Genomic DNA, 18,014 nt, shown 5'->3' with positions numbered 1-18,014 from the left:
TTTTAGTGATGAAAAGGGGTAAACTAACCGGTAATGGAGTGTCATTTCATAGGTGCGAACGGAAGGCTTTTCCAGCGGGCTTACATCCTTAACCATCCTGTTTACGTTCACACCTATGGGTTATCTACTCTTACCCTGGCAGGCAGAAAAAGATAAGGAAGAGAAGATGGAAAAAAAACCAGGCCTTAAAGCGAATATTCGGAGGAGTATACAGGAACGGCGTGAAGAAATTAATCTTGCTACTTTGCAATTAACGCAAGAGAGCTATTTGCAGCCGGACCTGAATTTTCCACTTGTGGTGCAGCCGACCATGGACGGAGTCAACCTGGCTGCCTGGAGCAAAAATAATCGTGAGTATTTGAATACAGCGCTCGCGAAACATGGGGCAATCCTTTTTCGCAATTTTCCTGTGGATGCTCCTACAAAATTTGAAGAGTTCGCGGCAGGCGTCAGTGCTAATGGAGAACTGTTCGATGAGTATGGGGATCTTCCACGCGATGATCCTGGTTTAAAGATCTATCACTCGACTCCTTACCCAGCTGATAAATCTATTTTGTTCCACAATGAAAGTTCGCATATGCATCGCTGGCCATTGAAGCAGTGGTTCTATTGTGTGAAAGCGTCGGAGGGTAAAGGCGCGACCCCGATTATCGATTGTCGTGAGACCTATAACGCGCTCGATCCAGCCCTTGTCCAGCGTTTTGCCGAGAAGAAATTACTGTATGTGCGCAATTTTATTGAGGGGTTAGATGTTAGCTGGCAGCAATTCTTTCAGACCTCTAAAAAGGAGCGTGTGGAGGAGTACTGCCGTGACGCATCAATTGAATTTGAGTGGAAAAGTGAGCGCCATCTCAAGACACAACAAGTGTGTCCAGCGGTTGTCAGGCATCCTATTACTGGCGAAATGTCTTTCTTTAATCAAATCCAGCTTCATCATATCTCCTGCCTTGACGCAGAGGTACGCAACTCCATGCTCTCGATGTTCTCAGAAGAAGATCTGCCGCGAAATGTCTATTATGGTGATGGCACTCCCATAGAGGACTCGGTTGTTGCAGAAATCAGCGCATTGTATGAGAAGGTGGCTGTACGTTTCCATTGGCAGGCTGGTGATGTATTGATGCTTGACAATATGATGATTGCGCACGCACGGGATCCATTTGAAGGGACACGAAAAATCCTCGTCGCCATGGCAGATATTATGTATCAGAAAGACTTCATTTAATGTTCTCCGTAAGTTTGGCATAAGCTACGGCAAAATTCACAACGTTATTGAGGGAATCTGAGACAGAAATCGAAACCTGGTGCATTTGTAGTCTTTCTCCTCCTTCTGTATGGGCCGGGCAACTCTGTGATCCTTGTGACCAGAACCTTGCATTCCTATGACGCTTTCTCCCATTCGATGTTGCGGATGTGAAGGATGAGCGAAGCCTGGTAGTCTGTTAATGCTCATTTGAAGGGCAGGATACATACGCAATCCAAAGGGAACAGCCTATCGACCGGGTTCCAGGGCTGTGTCCTGGTATGCTCTCCTCCCTCCTCAGCCCTGCCCGTGTCGCGGGTGAACCTTCAAATGAAGATCAACAGAGCACTAATTGTAGAGAGGCCAGACCAATGATAAATTTTAGCACGATTCGGGACGTACCTCTTGTTGAGCTCAGTAACCAGGCACAGAGTATTGGACATACTCCTTTGCGGCCGATCCGCATGCTCATCAATGAAAAAGTGCGAACCGTGTATCTGAAACTGGAATGTGAAAATCCAACAGGTTCAATAAAGGACCGCACTGCCTATGGTTTGATTCAGGATCTGGAGGATAAGCATCTGTTAACAGCATCCTCAAAGGTCATCGAGTCAACTTCGGGAAATTTAGGTGTTGCCCTTGCCTTAATCTGTAAGGCAAAAGGGTATTCATTTACTGCAGTGATTGATCCAAAAAACACCCGGGAGAACATCGCCAAAATGGAGGCGCTTGACGCCAGGATAGACCTCGTTCAATCTCCTGATAAAAATGGAGGGTATTTGCTCTCGCGATTAGCACGGGTACAGGAGCTTCTCGCCCAAAATCAGGGATACGTTTGGACCAACCAGTATGCCAATGCTGCGAATCCTAATGTTCACTATCTGAGTACAGGACCCGAGATTTATCAGCAGATGAACAGGAAGGTTGATATTCTTTTTGCTCCGGTTTCGACTGGTGGAACACTCGCCGGTATATCCCGTTACCTGCGAGAGGTCAATCCATCTGTCACCATTGTTGGCGTGGATGCGCATGGATCCGTCGTCTTTGGGACAACACCGGCAACAAGGCGTTTGACAGGCATCGGTTCATCCAGGCGCTCAGATTTTATCACGCGCGATCTCTATGACTACGCGCTTCATGTGAAAGATGAAGAAGCGTTTGCTTTTTGCCATGCGTTATCTATGAGAACCGGCCTGAAATTAGGTGGTTCAAGTGGTTGTACGCTCTTTGCATGTGCGCAATTTCTTGCCGACCATCCTGAGATGAATCATATTGTTTGTGTATGTGCTGATGGCGGAGAAAATTACAAAACCACGATCTTTGACCAGACCTGGATACAGCAGCTATCTGTTAACTATTTTGAGCAGCAGCTTCAACGTGCCCTGGACATTATTCTTGAATAGTTCATCGTAATGATGTCGTCGTGTTGGCAGGTAAACTACCTGGTAGCCGGGTACTGCGCAATGCAAGGAAGAGGAAATATGCAGAGTCAGAATGAGCAAGGAATTCTTTATCTCTCGCAGAAAGATGTTGAACAGATTTGTCAGGAACTCGATAGCGTTGAAATCATACGTGAGGCCTTCATACTGCATGGCTCTGGCCAAACAGTGCTGCCTGACGAAGCTTATCTTACCTGGCGCAATGGGCATGGAGAGCAGGTCAGGAGCCTGGGTCTACCGGCATATGTGGGTGGAGCAATCAACAAAGCGGGCATCAAAGTCATCAATGGCAACATTCACAATCCTTCACGAGGATTGCCACGTGCTAGTGGCTTGACATTGCTGTTTGACGAAAATTCAGTGCGTATTCTTAGCGTGATGGAAGGAGCATATCTTTCCAGTTTACGAACTGCCAGCGTCTCGCTACTGGCGGTAGAGATTTTGCAGGGCTCTCCTATTTGCAGTGTCGCAGTAATTGGTGCAGGTGTGTTAGCGATGGCGCACATCGAACTTCTCCTCAAACGCTTGCCAGCATTACAAGTCATTCATATATTTGATCTGAGCCAGCAACGGATACAGGTGCTACACGATCAGATACAAGAGCAGTTGCAGCAGAGAAAGGTTGTTTTCCATGCGGTAGAAAGCGCGGAGGAGGCTATTAAAGAGGCTCAGTTGATTATAACTGCTACTACTACTACTGAGGGATATATTCGTTACTCCTGGTTACAAGCAGGTGCCATCCTTGTGAACATTTCACTGGATGATCCCCTGCCAGAGGTTGTTTTCCAGGCAGATAGTGTCATTGTTGATGATTGGGGGCTGGTAAAGAGCGACACTCGCAGGCTCATTGGACGTATGTACCGACAAGGGCAGGTTGTAGGGCCGAATGAAAAAGTGGAGGGGAGTACCCAGCGGCAGATAGATGCTGAAATGAGCGATATTGTTACAGGGAAAAAGAAAGGGAGAAACAGTAATCATGATATTATTCTGGTGAATCCCTTTGGATTGGCGATTGAAGATGTGGCTCTATCTGCCCGAGTCTATCAGCATGCATTACAGCACAATATAGGAATATGGTTGGAGCGCTAGGCTATGTTTGTGCAAGTTGATGCAAAACTGCCTATCCAGACTACCCTGGGGCGCAGAAAAATACCTCACTGGTGGATTGCGATGCCAGCATACTGAGGTTATGCTGTTCTATAAGAGTGAGTACATTGTGTGTTGCTCACAGGGGCTTTAGCTGAAAGGAACATTGAATTATGGCCGGGGAAGAAGAGGAAGATAAAACTATTTACCAGGTGGTCATGAATCACGAGGAGCAATATTCCATCTGGGCGGCAGGCCGTGAGTATCCGCTGGGATGGAATGAAGTTGGAAAAAGCGGTTCCAAACAAGAGTGCCTGACATATATTAAAGAGGTCTGGACGGATATGCGACCATTAAGTTTGAGAAAGAGCATGGAAGAATTCGACAGGCAAAGAAGCACGGACAGTGTACATTAATCTCAGGGTAGCCCTGGTACTCTGACACCGTTCATTTGAAAAGCAGGATTGCAAAGGGCGGCCAAAAGCTTTTCAAGCGGGACTACAAAGGGCGACCAAAAGCTTTTCAAGCGGGACTGCAAAGGGCGGCCAAAAGCTTTTCAAGCGGGACTGCAAAGGGCGGCCAAAAGCTTTTCAAGCGGGACTGCAAAGGGCAGCCAAAAGCTTTTCAAGCGGGACTGCAAAGGGCGGCCAAAAGCTTTTCAAGCGGGACTGCAAAGGGCGGCCAAAAGCTTTTCAAGCGGGATTGCAAAGGGCGGCCAGCCCTTTGCCGGGGTTTGGGGTGTCCCCAAATACCCCTTTTTTCTTCTTTTCTTCGCCGCCGCAGGCGGCACTCCTTCAAATGAAGAGTAACAGAGTACTAGTAAATTGAAAGAATAGTAGTAGCATAGCATAACAGGAGAAGGTATTGTGAGAAAATATTGCCGAGCCTACCACCTAAAAGACTTAAGGCAGTTTAGTGCCTGGGAAGAGAAGGGTGAGGAAAATGAGCCAGAACTGACAGATGATGATATTGTGTATCTCTGGGACGACTTCACCGTAGTGAGAAGTCCAGTGATTCCTGACAAAGGCTTGATTTTTGGTGAGATTACCCCCCAATGGCAGGAATTTTGTAAAGAGACATTGAAATTTGAAATCCCGGAAGATCTGCGTTACGCCTATGAGCCGAATAGCGCCTCTAAAGAAGTCTCAGGAGAAAAAGCATCGGTCTAAGGTTGCACTGTGAAGGTCACATTTGATCATTGCAGTGATTTGTGATGAATGTGGAAAAGGAAAGGAATCTTTCTCATGGATGAGCTTGTAGAGCGTCTTTCGCAGGGGGAGCATCCAGTAGTGGTTGGTGGACCAAAGCCTTCTCTTGATGAGTTCCGTCAACGCATTGTGGATATGGGATACGTCTTTATTAAATTCACTGATACACGGGGTGGAACCGACTTAGGCGTAAGAATAGATAAAAGCGCCACAGATGTTAGCCAGGCAAACTTTGACCGAGCTGCGGGAACTGCGCATATTGAGGGTACACTGACGCTCAACTATGTCAAAGCTCGCTGTATTGCGGACATTCACCTGGAATCCCTGGATGGAACAGGGCATCTGATCGCCCTGGAAGAGGTACACCTGTAAGGGCTATATTGGGTATGGTCCTGACTGGTTCACTCCAGTCAGGACCATGTTCTTGCAACGGTGTTATCTCTTTTACGTTTCTTATTCTTCAATGGCGGGATATTCTGTCGCGTCAGGAGTGGTATGATATTATGGCATTAAGACTGGCTGACTACCTGGAAGAGCAGAAGAAGCGGGGGCGTAAGTCTGATGTGCGTACCTTTAAGCGGATTGCTCAGGCCTTTCGACCGTACATGGGTCAAGTTATCCTGATATTTCTAGCGATTATCCTTAATAGCATTCTAGGTCTGGTTAATCCACTGATAATTCGCCTGATCTTCGACAATGCGATCCCGCAACGCAGCACCAACCTCTTATTTTTTTGTGGGATCACGCTTGTTGTGATGCCTATTTTTATTGGTTTTATCTCAACGGGCCAGACCTATTTAAGCACATATGTAGGGCAGCGCGTCATTCGGGATTTTCGTAACCGCCTGTATTTACATTTGCAAAGTATGTCCTTGCGCTTTTTTACCTCAATGAAGACTGGCGAGATTCAATCACGTTTAGCCAATGATGTAGGTGGGGTACAGAGCGTGGTAACCGATACCCTCACGCGTATCATCACCAGTGTTTCCGTTGTTTTAAGTACCATCTTTGCCATGTTCTATATTAGTTGGTTGCTCTCACTGATTACTCTGAGTCTGTTGCCTTTATCTATCTGGATAACCTATAAAGTAGGTTATACCGGGCGCAACATTCAGAAAAATACTCAGAAGCAACTGGCGACCCTCACAGCATTTATGCAAGAGACGCTTTCTGTGAGTGGTATCCTATTAATGAAAATCTTTGGCCGGCAGCAACTTACGCAAGAGCGTTTTGAGGATGAAAACCAGAAATTGACCGATCTGACAGTTCGTCTACAAATGATGATGAGCTGGTTTAGCATGTTAGTAAACATAATCATCGCCCTGACACCTGCTCTTGTTTACCTGGTAGCGGGAAATCAAATTATCCATGACCCACGTCACAGCGGAATAAGTGTTGGTGATATTGTTGCTTTTACCGCCCTTCAGGCTCTTCTATTGCCTGCAATTGGGCAATTACTAAATGTGCATGTGCAAATTTATGGGGCATTGGCCCTGTTTGATCGTATTTTTGAATACCTCGATATGCCAATAGAGATCATCGACGCTCCCGGAGCTCTTAAAATTGTCCCTGAGCAGATACGCGGATCTATAACATTCCGGAATGTGTATTTTGATTATAAACGTAATGATCCCTATACTCAGATGGCTATATTTGACAGCGTAAAAGATAAAAGTGGGATAGGCAAGGATGTCGCTGGAGAGGATGTCGCTGGAGAATACGCGCAGCGAGAAAATAACCCTGAATATTCAACTCTCAAAGCGATATCGTTGGAAATCAAAGCAGGCCAATTGGTAGCGCTGGTTGGCCCTAGTGGAGCGGGGAAGACGAGTTTAACCTATCTCCTTTTGCGACTGTATGACATAGATCGAGGACTATTAGAGATTGATGGCTATGATATTCGATCAATATCATTGGAATCTTTAAATAATTTAATTGGTGTCGTTACGCAAGAAACATATTTGCTTCATGCCTCTGTAAAGGAGAACTTGCTTTATGCTCGTCCTGATGCTACCGAAGAGGAAATGGTAGCGGCAGCAAAAGCAGCAGCGATTCATGAGCGTATTACAGAGCTTGACAATGGCTATGACACCATTGTAGGAGAAAGGGGATACAGGTTGTCAGGTGGTGAGAAGCAGCGTATAGCTATTGCACGCGTGCTGCTTAAGGATCCACGTATTCTGATCCTTGATGAAGCGACCAGTTCCCTGGATACCTATTCTGAACGTTTGATTCAGCAATCCCTGGTGCCCTTAATGAACAATCGTACTGTTCTGGCAATTGCTCACCGTCTCTCTACTATTTTGTCTGCCGACCTCATTCTTGTCATGAAGAATGGAGAAATTGTGGAGCGTGGTACGCATAAAGAATTGCTTGCAAGAAATGGTGTATACACGCAATTATATAACCAGCAATTTGTATCTGTAGAGTCTTAAGAAGAGATGCCGTTGGTGAAACTGCCTCTTATTTGGATCCTTTCACCTCCTGGTGCGAGCGAATGCCGCCAGGATGCGCGAAGAACGAGACTGTGGCGCGCACGATCACAGCTTCTCGCTCATCTCTCGTTCACCTGGATACCAAAGTGCCTTTGGAGCTGCTGCTTGCCCTCATCTGTGACAAGAGTTGCACGCGTGCCCTGCTGCTTGACGAACCAACCACGTTCGACCAATTGCGCCCACAGAGCTGCGCCCAATGCACCCCCCAGGTGAGGACAACGCTCGGTCCAATCGGGACAGGCAAACGCGAAACGGCGACGCTCTCGGCGCACAGCTCCCAGATCCAGTCCGAGCTTGCCGAAGACTGCTTCCCCACGCAGGCCGAGCTCAACGTCGCCACGGGGCGAGGCCGTCGCCGTGATCGCTTGCTGTTGCACCAGGGCATCGAAGAGCGCGACCCCATAGCGGCCAGCCAGGTGATCATAGCAGGTGCGGGCAGCAATCATTTGCGGTGATTTCCACTGTCTGGTCGGTACCATCCCCACCACCAGGGACAAGGATTCCACCAGGTGCCCAACAGACGCATCGCGCAAGGTGTAAATGACCTGCCGCTTTGAAAATATGAGCTCAAAAACGCGTCGCGCTTGCCCTTTTTCGCAGGCTCAAAAGCCTAAAATTGTACAAAGTCGAGCTTATTAGAGCATTTGTTTTCTTGTCGTGAGGTAGGCCTACGCACAAAATCCACTGACTCGACACCCTTTTCTGTTCCGCTCCGCCACAGATCCCTCTCGGTAAGGTAAAGCAGCTATGTCAGTTGCTGACATAGCTGCTTTACCGTATACTGGAAGTGATGTCAATAGCTGTCATGAAGGAGGGGTTGAACGTATGAGCCGCTGGGAACCCAATGCCAGGGGCCGACTGGAGCAGGCAGTTCTGGACCTGTACCAGGAACGCGGGTTTGAGCAGACGATGGTGACGGAAATCCTTCCAGTTCACGACTTGTCATGCGGTCAGGCGGTCGGCCGCTCCAATATGATCACGGGTATCTGGCGAGTTGCCTTTGCTTCATATATATTCACGAATCAGCATATGCAATCTTTCATGCTATAACCTCCGCAGCCTCCTTATTCGCAACCCGCTCATCGCGCTGCATGCGACGCTGCACCAGCCACACGCTCACCCCCAATATCATCAACGCCACGATCTCGATCAAGCCGCTTACCCAACTCAGCGCGCCGAGCGAGAGGGATTGTACTACCAATCCACCAATACCACCTCCTAGCGCAAAGCCCAGAAAGAGCGCCGAACTATTCAATGACAACACAATCGGCGACCCTCCCGCCGCTGACATCAACCGATGCTGCTGTGGTGGCATCAGCATCATACCGAACACTCCCCACAGCCCCATCACTATTGCCACAGACCAGATTGTGCTATTCACTATGGGCAGCGGCAATACAAAGAGCAGCACAGCCATCGCCGTCAAGCCAACCATCACCACACGCGCCGGTCTCCAATGATCAGCTCCATAGCCACCCAGGAAATTGCCCAGCACAGAACCTGCACCATTTGCCATCAAAAGCAGACTGATCCCCGCTTCCGATACATGGGCAAAGTGCTGTAAGAACGGATTAATATACGCTGATATAACCGCATAACCACCCATCCACACCATAACATTGATCAACATTACCGTAATCTCTGGCTTGCCCAACAATGCCAAACGTGTACGCAAGGACACAACTGGTGGAGCAGCAACCTTGGGGAAGAGCACGAATATGCCGACAAATGCCACCACCCCCAATACCGCCACTAACCCGAAAGTCAGACGCCAATTCAACAACGCTGCTATCAATACCCCTAACGGCACCCCAACAACACTCGCAATCGTCATGCCTCCCAGAACCGTGGAAAGTGCCTGACCACGCTTCTCCTGGGGCACCAGCATCGTCGCCACCAACGATGCACTCGGTGTATACAACGATGCACTGCCAGCCGCAATAATACGCGCAATGGTTAGCACCAGATAACTCGTCGAGATCGCCGCCAGCACGTTAGCGATCACAAACATCACCAGCGCACCCAAGAGCAGGCGCCGCCGCTCAACATGACCCAGCATCGTCGCCAACACCGGCGCGCCAAACGCATACACCAGCGAAAAAAGCGTAATCAACGATCCTGCCAGTGTCAGCGAAATATGCAAACTACGTGCCACATCCGGCAAAACACCCGCAATCACAAAACTATCAGTCCCAATCGCAAAGGTTCCCAACGCCAAGATCAAAATGCGAAACCGCATAGGGCTTCTCTCCTTGCTGCTTTTCTCATTTGTTGATCCCTTCTGATTCATACGAAGAGATCAGCAGATGAGAGGCTTTGTTCCATTGTTCTACGATTACCGAACAATGGAAATTGTACCCGATCCTGTGCTATAATGCAAGAGTTAGAAGTAGCAAATTTTGGCTCCGCATCCTTGCGAAGGACAGCATTGGAAATACTATCATGAGACAACTCTACCATCCGACCCGCGACGATATCATGTTGACGGGGGTCCTCTATGCTTTGAGCGACCCGATTCGCCTGCAAATCGTGGTCGATTTGGCAGGAGTTTTGGCTGGATCAGCCGAGCAACATTTCACTGAAAAAAGCTGCGGCACCTTTGAAACCATCATCGCCAAATCTACCTTCTCCCACCATTGCCGCGTATTACGGGAAGCGGGCGTCGTGAGAAATCGGCCAGTGGGAACTTATAACTTCCTCAGCATACGCCGCGACGATCTGGACGCGCGCTTCCCTGGCCTGCTCAACGCTATCCTCACCGCCTATCAGCTTGGTCAAACCACTCACAACGCATCAGAAAAAGGGACGGAAATACATGCCCAGCCGACAATCGAATAATGCGCTCGCGCTCCAGCAGATCATCGCCGAACGCATCCTCCACGGAGGCTCCATCACCTTCGCTGGCTATACGGAGTCTCGACACTTTTTTTCGCGTTTTCCCCGGCTCGCGCAAGAGGAAGAACTGCAAGCACAAAGTGGAAGCTAATGTCTCTTATCCTCTTCAGGAAGCTCCAGGTTGCTTGGTCCATGACCTTGTGGAGGATAAAGAGAAAATCTAGTATCATTGTTAGGTTTTCTCTTATTTGTAAGCATCGTGGAAGGTGTGATGTGAATATGTGCTATACTTTGCTCAATCTCAACACTTCATATTAGAATCATTAAGAGCAAGTAATCAGTGATTATGGTATACTTATAGTCAATACCTTTCTTTAAGGAGTATATAGTGTTTCACCAAATTCGTTGGACGCTCCAAAAAATCTCACAACGTTTGAGCTTAATTGAGCCTCTAGTCTACCGCCGTCGTCAGACTATTCCGGCATTCCGCTTTTTGCCCTTGATGGGTCCACTGGAGAAGCCCCCGGTAGAGGTTGAAGTGGATGATAGCGCCTGGAACGTGATTGAGCCTTATGCCTATTGGGGCGAGTGGCGGCAAAATTTTGTGTTGCGTAGCTCCTTCCAAATTCCTGCTGAGTGGGAAAAAGGGCAACCTCTGGCCCTTTCTCTGCCCATTGGTACGACTGGCGATTTTAGTCATCCAGAGGCTCTGGCATATATTGATGGAGTTTCTTATGCGGCCTGCGATCGCCACCACCATGAATTCGCCTTGCGAGCGGATTGGCATGATGGTCAGTCGCATATGCTAGCGTTACATGGCTGGACCGCTGCTAATGGCGAGTATGGCGCTCAGCTACTCATGAAGCCCTGCGAAGTCGTTCAGATTGATCAGCCGACGCGGGATTTCATTGCGACGGCTCGCGTGGCGCTTGGTGCGGCAAAGTCCCTTTCCGAAGAGACGCCTGCCCGTGGCAAACTCCTCTATGCGTTGGATCGTGCCTTTACGATTTTGGATACCCGCGAGCCTTTTGGCACTGCTTTCTATGATAGCGTTGCCGAGGCTCACGCGGCTTTGAAGGATGGTATTGCTCAGGCTGGAGCTCCATTGGATGTTGAGGTTGTGGCGACTGGTCACGCTCATATTGATGTCGCCTGGCTCTGGACACTGGGTCAGACGCGCCGTAAATCCTCGCGCACCTTCCATACCGTGCATCGGTTGATGGAGCAGTTTCCAGATTACCACTTCACGCAGAGTCAGCCGCAGTTGTATGATTACATTCGACAGGATCATCCTGACCTGTTTGAGGCGATCAAGCAGCGTGTGGCCGAGGGTCGCTGGGAGCTCACTGGTGGCATGTGGGTTGAGGCAGATTGTAATCTGAGCGGGCCTGAGTCACTGGCACGCCAGTTCTTGCTGGGACGTTCGTTCTTCAAAGAGCACTTTGGTGAGGGCGTCGATACGCCGGTCCTCTGGCTGCCGGATGTCTTTGGTTATGCCTGGGCTCTTCCACAATTGATCAAGCAGGCGGGCCTGGAATATTTCTTTACGATTAAGATTGGATGGAGTCAATATAATCGCTTGCCTTATGATAGTTTCTGGTGGCAAGGTATTGATGGGACACGTGTTCTGACTCATTTCAGTCCTACCCCTGAGAAGGGGAGTGCCTACGCCAGTACGTATAACGCTATGGCGGAACCGGAAGATATTCTAGGTACCTGGACCAACTTCCGCCAGAAAGATCTTGGTCATGGCACCATCGTTCCTCCTGTCCTGACGGCGTTCGGTCATGGGGATGGTGGTGGTGGTCCTACCCGTGAGATGCTTGAGAATCTCCGTGAGATGGCCGAATTCCCCGCCTTCCCAAAGACCCGTCAGGGAGATGTCGGTTCTTTCTTCCGTCAATTAGAAGAGAGCGCGGGTGCTCAGTTACCCACCTGGAATGGTGAACTGTATCTGGAATATCATCGTGGCACCTATACCACGCAGAGCCGTAACAAGCGAGCCAATCGCAAAAGCGAATTCTTGATGCACGATGCCGAGTTCCTGGCGGTACAGGCGACCCTGTTGCATGCTGCCCACACCTATCCGCAGGATGCGATCATGCATGCCTGGCGACTCATCTGTTTAAATCAGTTTCATGACATTATTCCTGGCAGCAGTATCAACGCTGTCTATGTTGAGTCGCAGCAGCAATACCGCGAGATTGCTGAGCTGGGTCAGAGCGTACGCGATAACGCCTTGCAGGCGATTGCTGAACATGTTGCTGGTGATGTTCTGGTGGCTAACACGACCTCCTTTGTTCGTACCGATCTCGCCTTCTGGCCGCAGCCACTACTAGCCGGACAGCAGTTGCAGGAGAGCCAGACCGGTGAGTCGGTCTTAACTCAGACCACCGAGAGCGGCACCTGGATCGATGCGGGAACAGTCGCGCCGTTTAGCATCAAAGGTCTCAAGGTTGTCGAGGGAACGCTTTCACAGCCGAATACGGAACTGACCATCACCGAACAGCTGCTAGAGAACAAATATATCCGTATCGAGCTGAACAGCGATGGTGACATCACACGTATCTATGACAAGGTGCATGCGCGGGAAGTGTTGCCAGAAGGAGCGATTGCGAACCAGTTCCAGGCATTTGAGGATCGTCCCATGGGCTGGGATGCCTGGGATGTCGACATCTTCTACGATGATAAACAGTGGCTGGCCGATCCTGCTACCTCTGTGCGCGTCGTTGAAGCTGGACCGTTGCGTGCCACCCTGGAGATTCAGCGCCGCATCCTGCACAGCGACTACACTCAGCGTATCTCGCTCAGCTATAACAGTCCGCGCCTCGACATCGAGACAAACATCAACTGGATTGAGCAACACATCCTGCTCAAGGTCGCCTTCCCGGTTGATATTCTTAGTCCTGTTGCCACATACGAGATCCAATGGGGCAATGTCCAGCGTCCCACGCATCGTAATACATCTTGGGACTGGGCGAGATTTGAAACCTGCTCAATGAAATGGGTGGATTTGAGTGAAGGCGATTATGGGGTTAGTGTACTCAATGATTGTAAACATGGTCATGATATTAAGGACAATGTAATTCGCATCAGCTTGTTACGTAGTCCAACGTATCCTGATCCAGAGGCTGACCAGGGTGAGCATTGCTTTACCTATAGTCTGCTGCCTCACGTTGGCAATTGGAATGAGGAGACGATTGGCGCGGCCTATGCTCTCAACGATCCATTGGTTGTATACACACCTGAGCGTACGGGTAGCTCTCCAGCCACTCAGCAGGTTCCGGCCTTATTGGCTGTGGACACACCTAATGTTGTCATTGAGACCGTGAAGCGTGCTGAAGATGGTAATGGCATCATCGTGCGGCTCTATGAGAGTCAGCGCCGTCGTGGTCAGGTCACCCTTAACGCTGGTTTTGAACTGACGGAAGCCTGGCATACGAACCTGTTAGAGGAAAATGGTGAGCGACTGCAAAGTCACGGCAAACAGGTTACCTTCTCGATCAAACCCTACGAGATCGTTACCTTGCGCCTGGTGCAAGCCTAAATCTCATCTGAAATCCATGTATCGACTACCTATAAAGGTGACCGATACATGGATTCTACCTGCCCCTACAAAGTGTCTGCCTCCCGTGGTCTCCACAGTCTCTGTGTATGAGTTTTCGCACCTGCGGTGCTCAAACATCTTTTTAGTGTATGGTGTCGGAAAAGTTCGAAGAACTTTTCCGACACCATACACTAAAAAGGGTGCAGGCGTGCAGCGCCTGCCAGCCAGTGAGCAGCAAGATCCCGCTGATATTGGGGGGCTGACACTCTCCTAGAGATTGTTGAACTTGATACCTTCTTATGTCTATTGTGCGATGCACATAAATTTCAACTCCAGCAGAAAATGCATCTACGTGTTTTATCAGTTTCGAAGTGTAGCAGAGTTTTCGGATACCTGCAATCAGGAGCGTGGCACAGCAATCGGTGGCTGGATCTGATAAGTATGGCTCGGCCGAGCCATATAGCATAGCGCGCGAACCACAATTGGAGCGGGTTGAGCATGGCTATTGGGCATTGCCTGCTTCAATTGATGAGGGATAATTCGGTGATTTGTAGAGAGGAAATAGACATTTTTAAGGGCAGGCAGGATCTTGTAGATAAGATGCTATCCTACGCAAAATTGTGAGCTATAAGGTATACTTTATTCATATGTTGTGCTTGTTTGTATAACCACATGTTGCGCTCTAGCTACTTCGTTCTGGGCAAGGAGTAACTATGGATATTGATCCTGATGCATTAGTAGGTATGACTATCGCCGGACATTACTCTTTGAAGGAGATTATTGGGCAGGGAGGGATGGGGGTTGTTTTTAAGGCGGATGATCTCGATCTCGATCTCGATCCCGATGAGGGGTGTGAGGTGGCTATCAAAATGCTCCTTCCAGATTCCAGATGGGCAATTACAAATGATATGTATAACCGTTTTTTGGAACGCTTTCGCCGCGAAGCTGAGGTCATGCAGCTCTCCCATTCTCACATTGTGCCGGTCTATGATACAGGGGTAGCTGTCGAAGCAGGTAATCTGGCGTATCTCGTGATGCCTTATATTTCTGGTATCACGCTGGCAGATAAAATTGATCAGCAGGGACGCCTGGAGTTACATGAAGCTTTGTATTATATTCGACAGATTGCCAGCGCTCTGACTCTGGCGCACGATCAGGGGGTGATCCATCGCGATCTCAAGCCTGGCAATTTACTGCTCGATGAGCAGGGACACCTCTTTGTGACGGATTTTGGCATTGCTCATCTCGAAGGTTCTACACTCACTGAAGCGGGAGAATTTCTCGGTACACGCGGCTATGCAGCTCCTGAGGTAGTACATGGCAGGAAAATTGATCAGCGCGCGGATATTTTTAGCCTGGGCATTATTCTCTATGTGATGCTGACAGGTGAACTACCACGAAATTCCAGTGCACGTAGTGTAATGCTGACACCTGAAATAGAGGCTGTGATTGAGACAGCGACTGCCGAAGATCGTCGGGATCGGTATGCAACGGCACAAGAATTTACTCTGGCAGTCAATCAAGTGAATGATGAGTTGCATAGTGATCCGACCCTCTATGCCATGCCCTCACGCTCTTCACGACCCTCTCAGCCATTGCGCCGTTCTCAGCCATTGCGCCGTTCTCAGCCGTTGAGAGAGCCAGTTCGACCGACGCCTCTCAAACCAGTTTCATCTGACAATGTGCCGCGCAGATCGCGCCCTCTCAGACCTGCCAGCACCATGACCGCGCAATCGTTGAGAAATCCCAGGCTGATTGCTATTGCAGCCTTTGTTGTGATTGGTATTATACTCTTTATCGCTTCGGGAATCCATTGGGGGCAACCTGCTGAAACTGCTTCTGTCAGTTGGGGGAACTCATATAGTGTAAACACGGCGGGAACTACGGTTACTGCAACTCCGCTTATAACTGAACAGGCACGCCAAATTGTCGAGCAATACTATACAGATTGGAACAATAAAAGCTATCCAGCTGCCTATGCGTTGCTAGACTCAGCATATCAAAAGATCAATTCCTACGCGACCCTCTTGCCGGACTATCAACACACCCATTATGTCTGTCTGAGTATCGGCAACGTTGATGTGCAAGCTGATGGAACCATCCGAGTTTTCATCACTGACAACGCCATTGAGGACAACATGAGCAATCTCAACCAGCAAATCGTGAATCTCTATACCGGCTACTATCTTGTTCGTAAGCGGGATACTGGCCTTACCATTGAACCACATCTATCCATCGATGTGGGCCAGACAGGCACCTGCAAAATCCCCTCCTGATAGAGGATGGATTTACTAACTTCTACATTTTCTATACGTATATTTCTTATATATCCCTGGCTTTCTGACCATCTTCGTGGTACCCTGAGACGGAAAGCGGTTTTTGCCACTTTACTAATTTTGACAAGAGGAACATGTTTCATGGGATATCCTTCTCCATCCTTCTCTTCACCTTATTTCACGCTTGAGCAGGTTGCTGATGGGCTGTATGTCGCGCTGGCCCGTGCGGGTACGGGCGCACGAGCGAATGCGGGTATTGTGGATTTAGGTGAGCAGACGCTGGTATTTGATACATTTAGTACCCCACAAGCCGCTGCCAGCTTGCGTCAGGCTGCCGAACACTTGACCGGACGTCCTGTGAAATATGTCATCAATAGTCATCATCATATGGATCATGTGTTTGGCAATCAAGTTTTTGAGGGTGCAACTATTTTTGCCTCTGATACAACCTATAATCTGATGCGTACCAGCGGTGCGGAGCGCGTCGAACGCCTGCGGGCTAATCCCCTACCCTTCGAGCAACTGGAGGGCGAGCTGGCCTACGAAACAGATCCAGCCATCCAACGCGACGGCTCTCTCTACATCCGGGAGCTGCGAGCCGTGCATGAAGCCCTCCCCACGCTCCAGTTCCGCCTGCCGGATGTCACCTTTGAGCGTCGTCTGGCCTTTGCCGGTAGTAAGCACAGCGCCGTCCTGCTCACCTTTGGCGGCGGACACAGTCCCAGCGATTCCCTGTTCTATTTTCCAGATTTAGCACTGGCCTTTGTCGGCGATCTTGTACAGACAGGCCATCATCCAGCCCTCAACGATGGCAATCCCGCCGAATGGATGCAGATCCTGACACGCCTGGACATGCTACAGCTCACAGCCCTGATCCCCGGCCACGGCACGGTCGGAACGGGACAGGACATCCATGTCATGCTGCAATATTTCAATGATCTTCAGCAACTGGTCGCCCAGGCCATCGCCGCCAACATCACGCTAGAGCAGCTTTTATCCATTGCCATTCCCGGCCCCTATGCCGCCTGGCAGGCTGCTCCCGACTTCAAAGAGAATCTACAATACCTCTACGCCTGGCAACAGCAAATCCGAGCCACAAGCGAACAAGAGAACCCAACTTAGCCCTCAGGCCGGAAAACGTAGGTGCGGCCCGACGTCCACCTACTCCAACAAATGGAGGTGAAGCAAGAACTCCCTGCCTGTATGGTTTTCCGTCATCGAGACCCGGCCCTGTTTTCCCTCATCGTATCTGCAGAGGTGGGTGAGAAGGAGCCTGTCTTTCTGCGATATACTACCACGAAAAGGAGGGTGATGATCGTTTTCAAAGGAGGAAAGGGCCCATGGAAGAAGAATGGATGCGAGATCGAGCGCTGCTGCGCGATGCGCTTGCGGAGGCGCCTGATATCTCGACACAGGAATTGGCTCAGATAACCCGACGCTCGGTGAGTTGGGTCAAGAAGTGGCGGAAACGTTTGAGAGAGGAGGATCCCACGGATCCTTTGCTGTTGTGTTCCCGTTCCCGTGCTCACCATGCCCCCTACTTTCGTTGGGATGGGCAGGTGACCACACGCATTCTTGAGATGCGCCTCAATCCACCAGAGAATCTCGGACGTGTTCCCGGTCCCCGAGCTTTGCTCTACTATCTGCCGCGCGATCCCCAACTGAAGGCGGCAAACCTTGCGCTCCCTCTCTCAACACGAACCATTTGGAGGCTTCTCCACGTCCTGGGGTGTCTACAAACGCCCTCTCAGGAGCCTGCTCATCCCAACGAGCCGCGAGCGCCCTTGGAAGAAGTCCAGGTCGATTTTAAGGATATCACCTCGGTGTCTCCTGAGCAAAGTCGACAAGGCAAGCGTCAGCATGTGATTGAGACCTGCAATTTTGTCGA

General features: G+C 49.7%; 16 protein-coding genes and 2 pseudogenes. 16 read left to right on the top strand and 2 right to left on the bottom strand.

All coding sequences use genetic code 11. The features are described from left to right. The first annotated feature begins 166 nt into the window (after positions 1-166). The 8 genes from F1593_RS09655 (at position 167) to F1593_RS09620 (ending at position 7,408) form a co-directional block, all read left to right on the top strand. A complete protein-coding gene (locus tag F1593_RS09655) occupies positions 167-1,222 on the top strand; it encodes a TauD/TfdA family dioxygenase (protein WP_172632000.1) in 1,056 nt (351 codons plus the stop codon). Positions 1,223-1,521: 299 nt separating this feature from the next. After that, complete coding sequence (locus tag F1593_RS09650; RefSeq protein WP_149401347.1) at positions 1,522-2,643, top strand: pyridoxal-phosphate dependent enzyme; 1,122 nt, start codon at positions 1,522-1,524, stop codon at positions 2,641-2,643. Positions 2,644-2,721: 78 nt separating this feature from the next. Further along, positions 2,722-3,768, top strand: coding sequence for an ornithine cyclodeaminase family protein (locus F1593_RS09645; RefSeq protein ID WP_172631998.1), 1,047 nt, complete (start codon positions 2,722-2,724; stop codon positions 3,766-3,768). A gap of 170 nt (positions 3,769-3,938) precedes the next feature. After that, on the top strand, positions 3,939-4,181 hold the full coding sequence (locus tag F1593_RS09640) for an MbtH family protein (RefSeq protein ID WP_149401345.1): 243 nt from the start codon (positions 3,939-3,941) through the stop codon (positions 4,179-4,181). Positions 4,182-4,229: 48 nt separating this feature from the next. Next, on the top strand, positions 4,230-4,574 hold the full coding sequence (locus F1593_RS09635) for a hypothetical protein (RefSeq protein ID WP_149401344.1): 345 nt from the start codon (positions 4,230-4,232) through the stop codon (positions 4,572-4,574). 57 nt (positions 4,575-4,631) lie between these two features. Beyond that, entirely contained in the window at positions 4,632-4,934 is a 303-nt protein-coding gene (locus tag F1593_RS09630; RefSeq protein ID WP_216368832.1) for a hypothetical protein, read from the top strand. 75 nt (positions 4,935-5,009) lie between these two features. Further along, complete coding sequence (locus F1593_RS09625; protein ID WP_149401343.1) at positions 5,010-5,345, top strand: MbtH domain protein; 336 nt, start codon at positions 5,010-5,012, stop codon at positions 5,343-5,345. A 191-nt stretch (positions 5,346-5,536) separates the two neighbouring features. Beyond that, on the top strand, positions 5,537-7,408 hold the full coding sequence (locus F1593_RS09620) for an ABC transporter ATP-binding protein (protein WP_235932533.1): 1,872 nt from the start codon (positions 5,537-5,539) through the stop codon (positions 7,406-7,408). A 119-nt stretch (positions 7,409-7,527) separates the two neighbouring features. Here F1593_RS09620 and F1593_RS09615 read toward each other — a convergent pair whose 3' ends face one another. Next, on the bottom strand, positions 7,528-8,001 hold the full coding sequence (locus tag F1593_RS09615) for a hypothetical protein (RefSeq protein WP_149401341.1): 474 nt from the start codon (positions 7,999-8,001) through the stop codon (positions 7,528-7,530). A 292-nt stretch (positions 8,002-8,293) separates the two neighbouring features. Here F1593_RS09615 and F1593_RS29810 point away from each other — a divergent pair. Further along, positions 8,294-8,392: pseudogene (locus tag F1593_RS29810) on the top strand (TetR family transcriptional regulator); the annotation flags it as partial. A gap of 115 nt (positions 8,393-8,507) precedes the next feature. Here the strand turns inward: F1593_RS29810 and F1593_RS09605 are convergent. After that, a complete protein-coding gene (locus F1593_RS09605; protein ID WP_172631996.1) occupies positions 8,508-9,707 on the bottom strand; it encodes an MFS transporter in 1,200 nt (399 codons plus the stop codon). Between the two features lie 203 nt (positions 9,708-9,910). Here F1593_RS09605 and F1593_RS09600 point away from each other — a divergent pair, with 203 nt between their 5' ends. The 7 genes and pseudogenes from F1593_RS09600 to F1593_RS09580 form a co-directional block, all read left to right on the top strand. Further along, complete coding sequence (locus tag F1593_RS09600) at positions 9,911-10,306, top strand: ArsR/SmtB family transcription factor (protein ID WP_149401339.1); 396 nt, start codon at positions 9,911-9,913, stop codon at positions 10,304-10,306. Next, positions 10,284-10,454 carry a hypothetical protein gene (locus tag F1593_RS28255; protein ID WP_172631995.1) on the top strand — a complete coding sequence of 57 codons (171 nt, stop codon included), beginning with the start codon at positions 10,284-10,286 and terminating at the stop codon, positions 10,452-10,454. Before F1593_RS09600 ends, F1593_RS28255 begins: the two co-directional genes overlap by 23 nt. A gap of 237 nt (positions 10,455-10,691) precedes the next feature. Next, the gene (locus tag F1593_RS09595) at positions 10,692-13,850 is read left to right on the top strand and encodes an alpha-mannosidase (RefSeq protein WP_149401338.1); all 3,159 of its coding nucleotides are present in this window, start codon (positions 10,692-10,694) and stop codon (positions 13,848-13,850) included. Between the two features lie 407 nt (positions 13,851-14,257). Beyond that, positions 14,258-14,389 (top strand): hypothetical protein, encoded by a 132-nt coding sequence (locus F1593_RS29590; RefSeq protein ID WP_268907028.1) that lies wholly within the window; start codon positions 14,258-14,260, stop codon positions 14,387-14,389. Positions 14,390-14,563: 174 nt separating this feature from the next. Next, complete coding sequence (locus F1593_RS09590; RefSeq protein ID WP_149401337.1) at positions 14,564-16,126, top strand: serine/threonine protein kinase; 1,563 nt, start codon at positions 14,564-14,566, stop codon at positions 16,124-16,126. A 141-nt stretch (positions 16,127-16,267) separates the two neighbouring features. Continuing rightward, a complete protein-coding gene (locus F1593_RS09585) occupies positions 16,268-17,248 on the top strand; it encodes an MBL fold metallo-hydrolase (protein WP_172631994.1) in 981 nt (326 codons plus the stop codon). A gap of 218 nt (positions 17,249-17,466) precedes the next feature. Further along, positions 17,467-18,014, top strand: a pseudogene (locus F1593_RS09580) (integrase core domain-containing protein); the annotation flags it as partial.

This window comes from Dictyobacter arantiisoli (genome assembly GCF_008326305.1).
Classification (GTDB): Bacteria; Chloroflexota; Ktedonobacteria; order Ktedonobacterales; family Ktedonobacteraceae; genus Dictyobacter; species Dictyobacter arantiisoli.
This window is presented reverse-complemented; position numbering and strand designations above follow the sequence as displayed.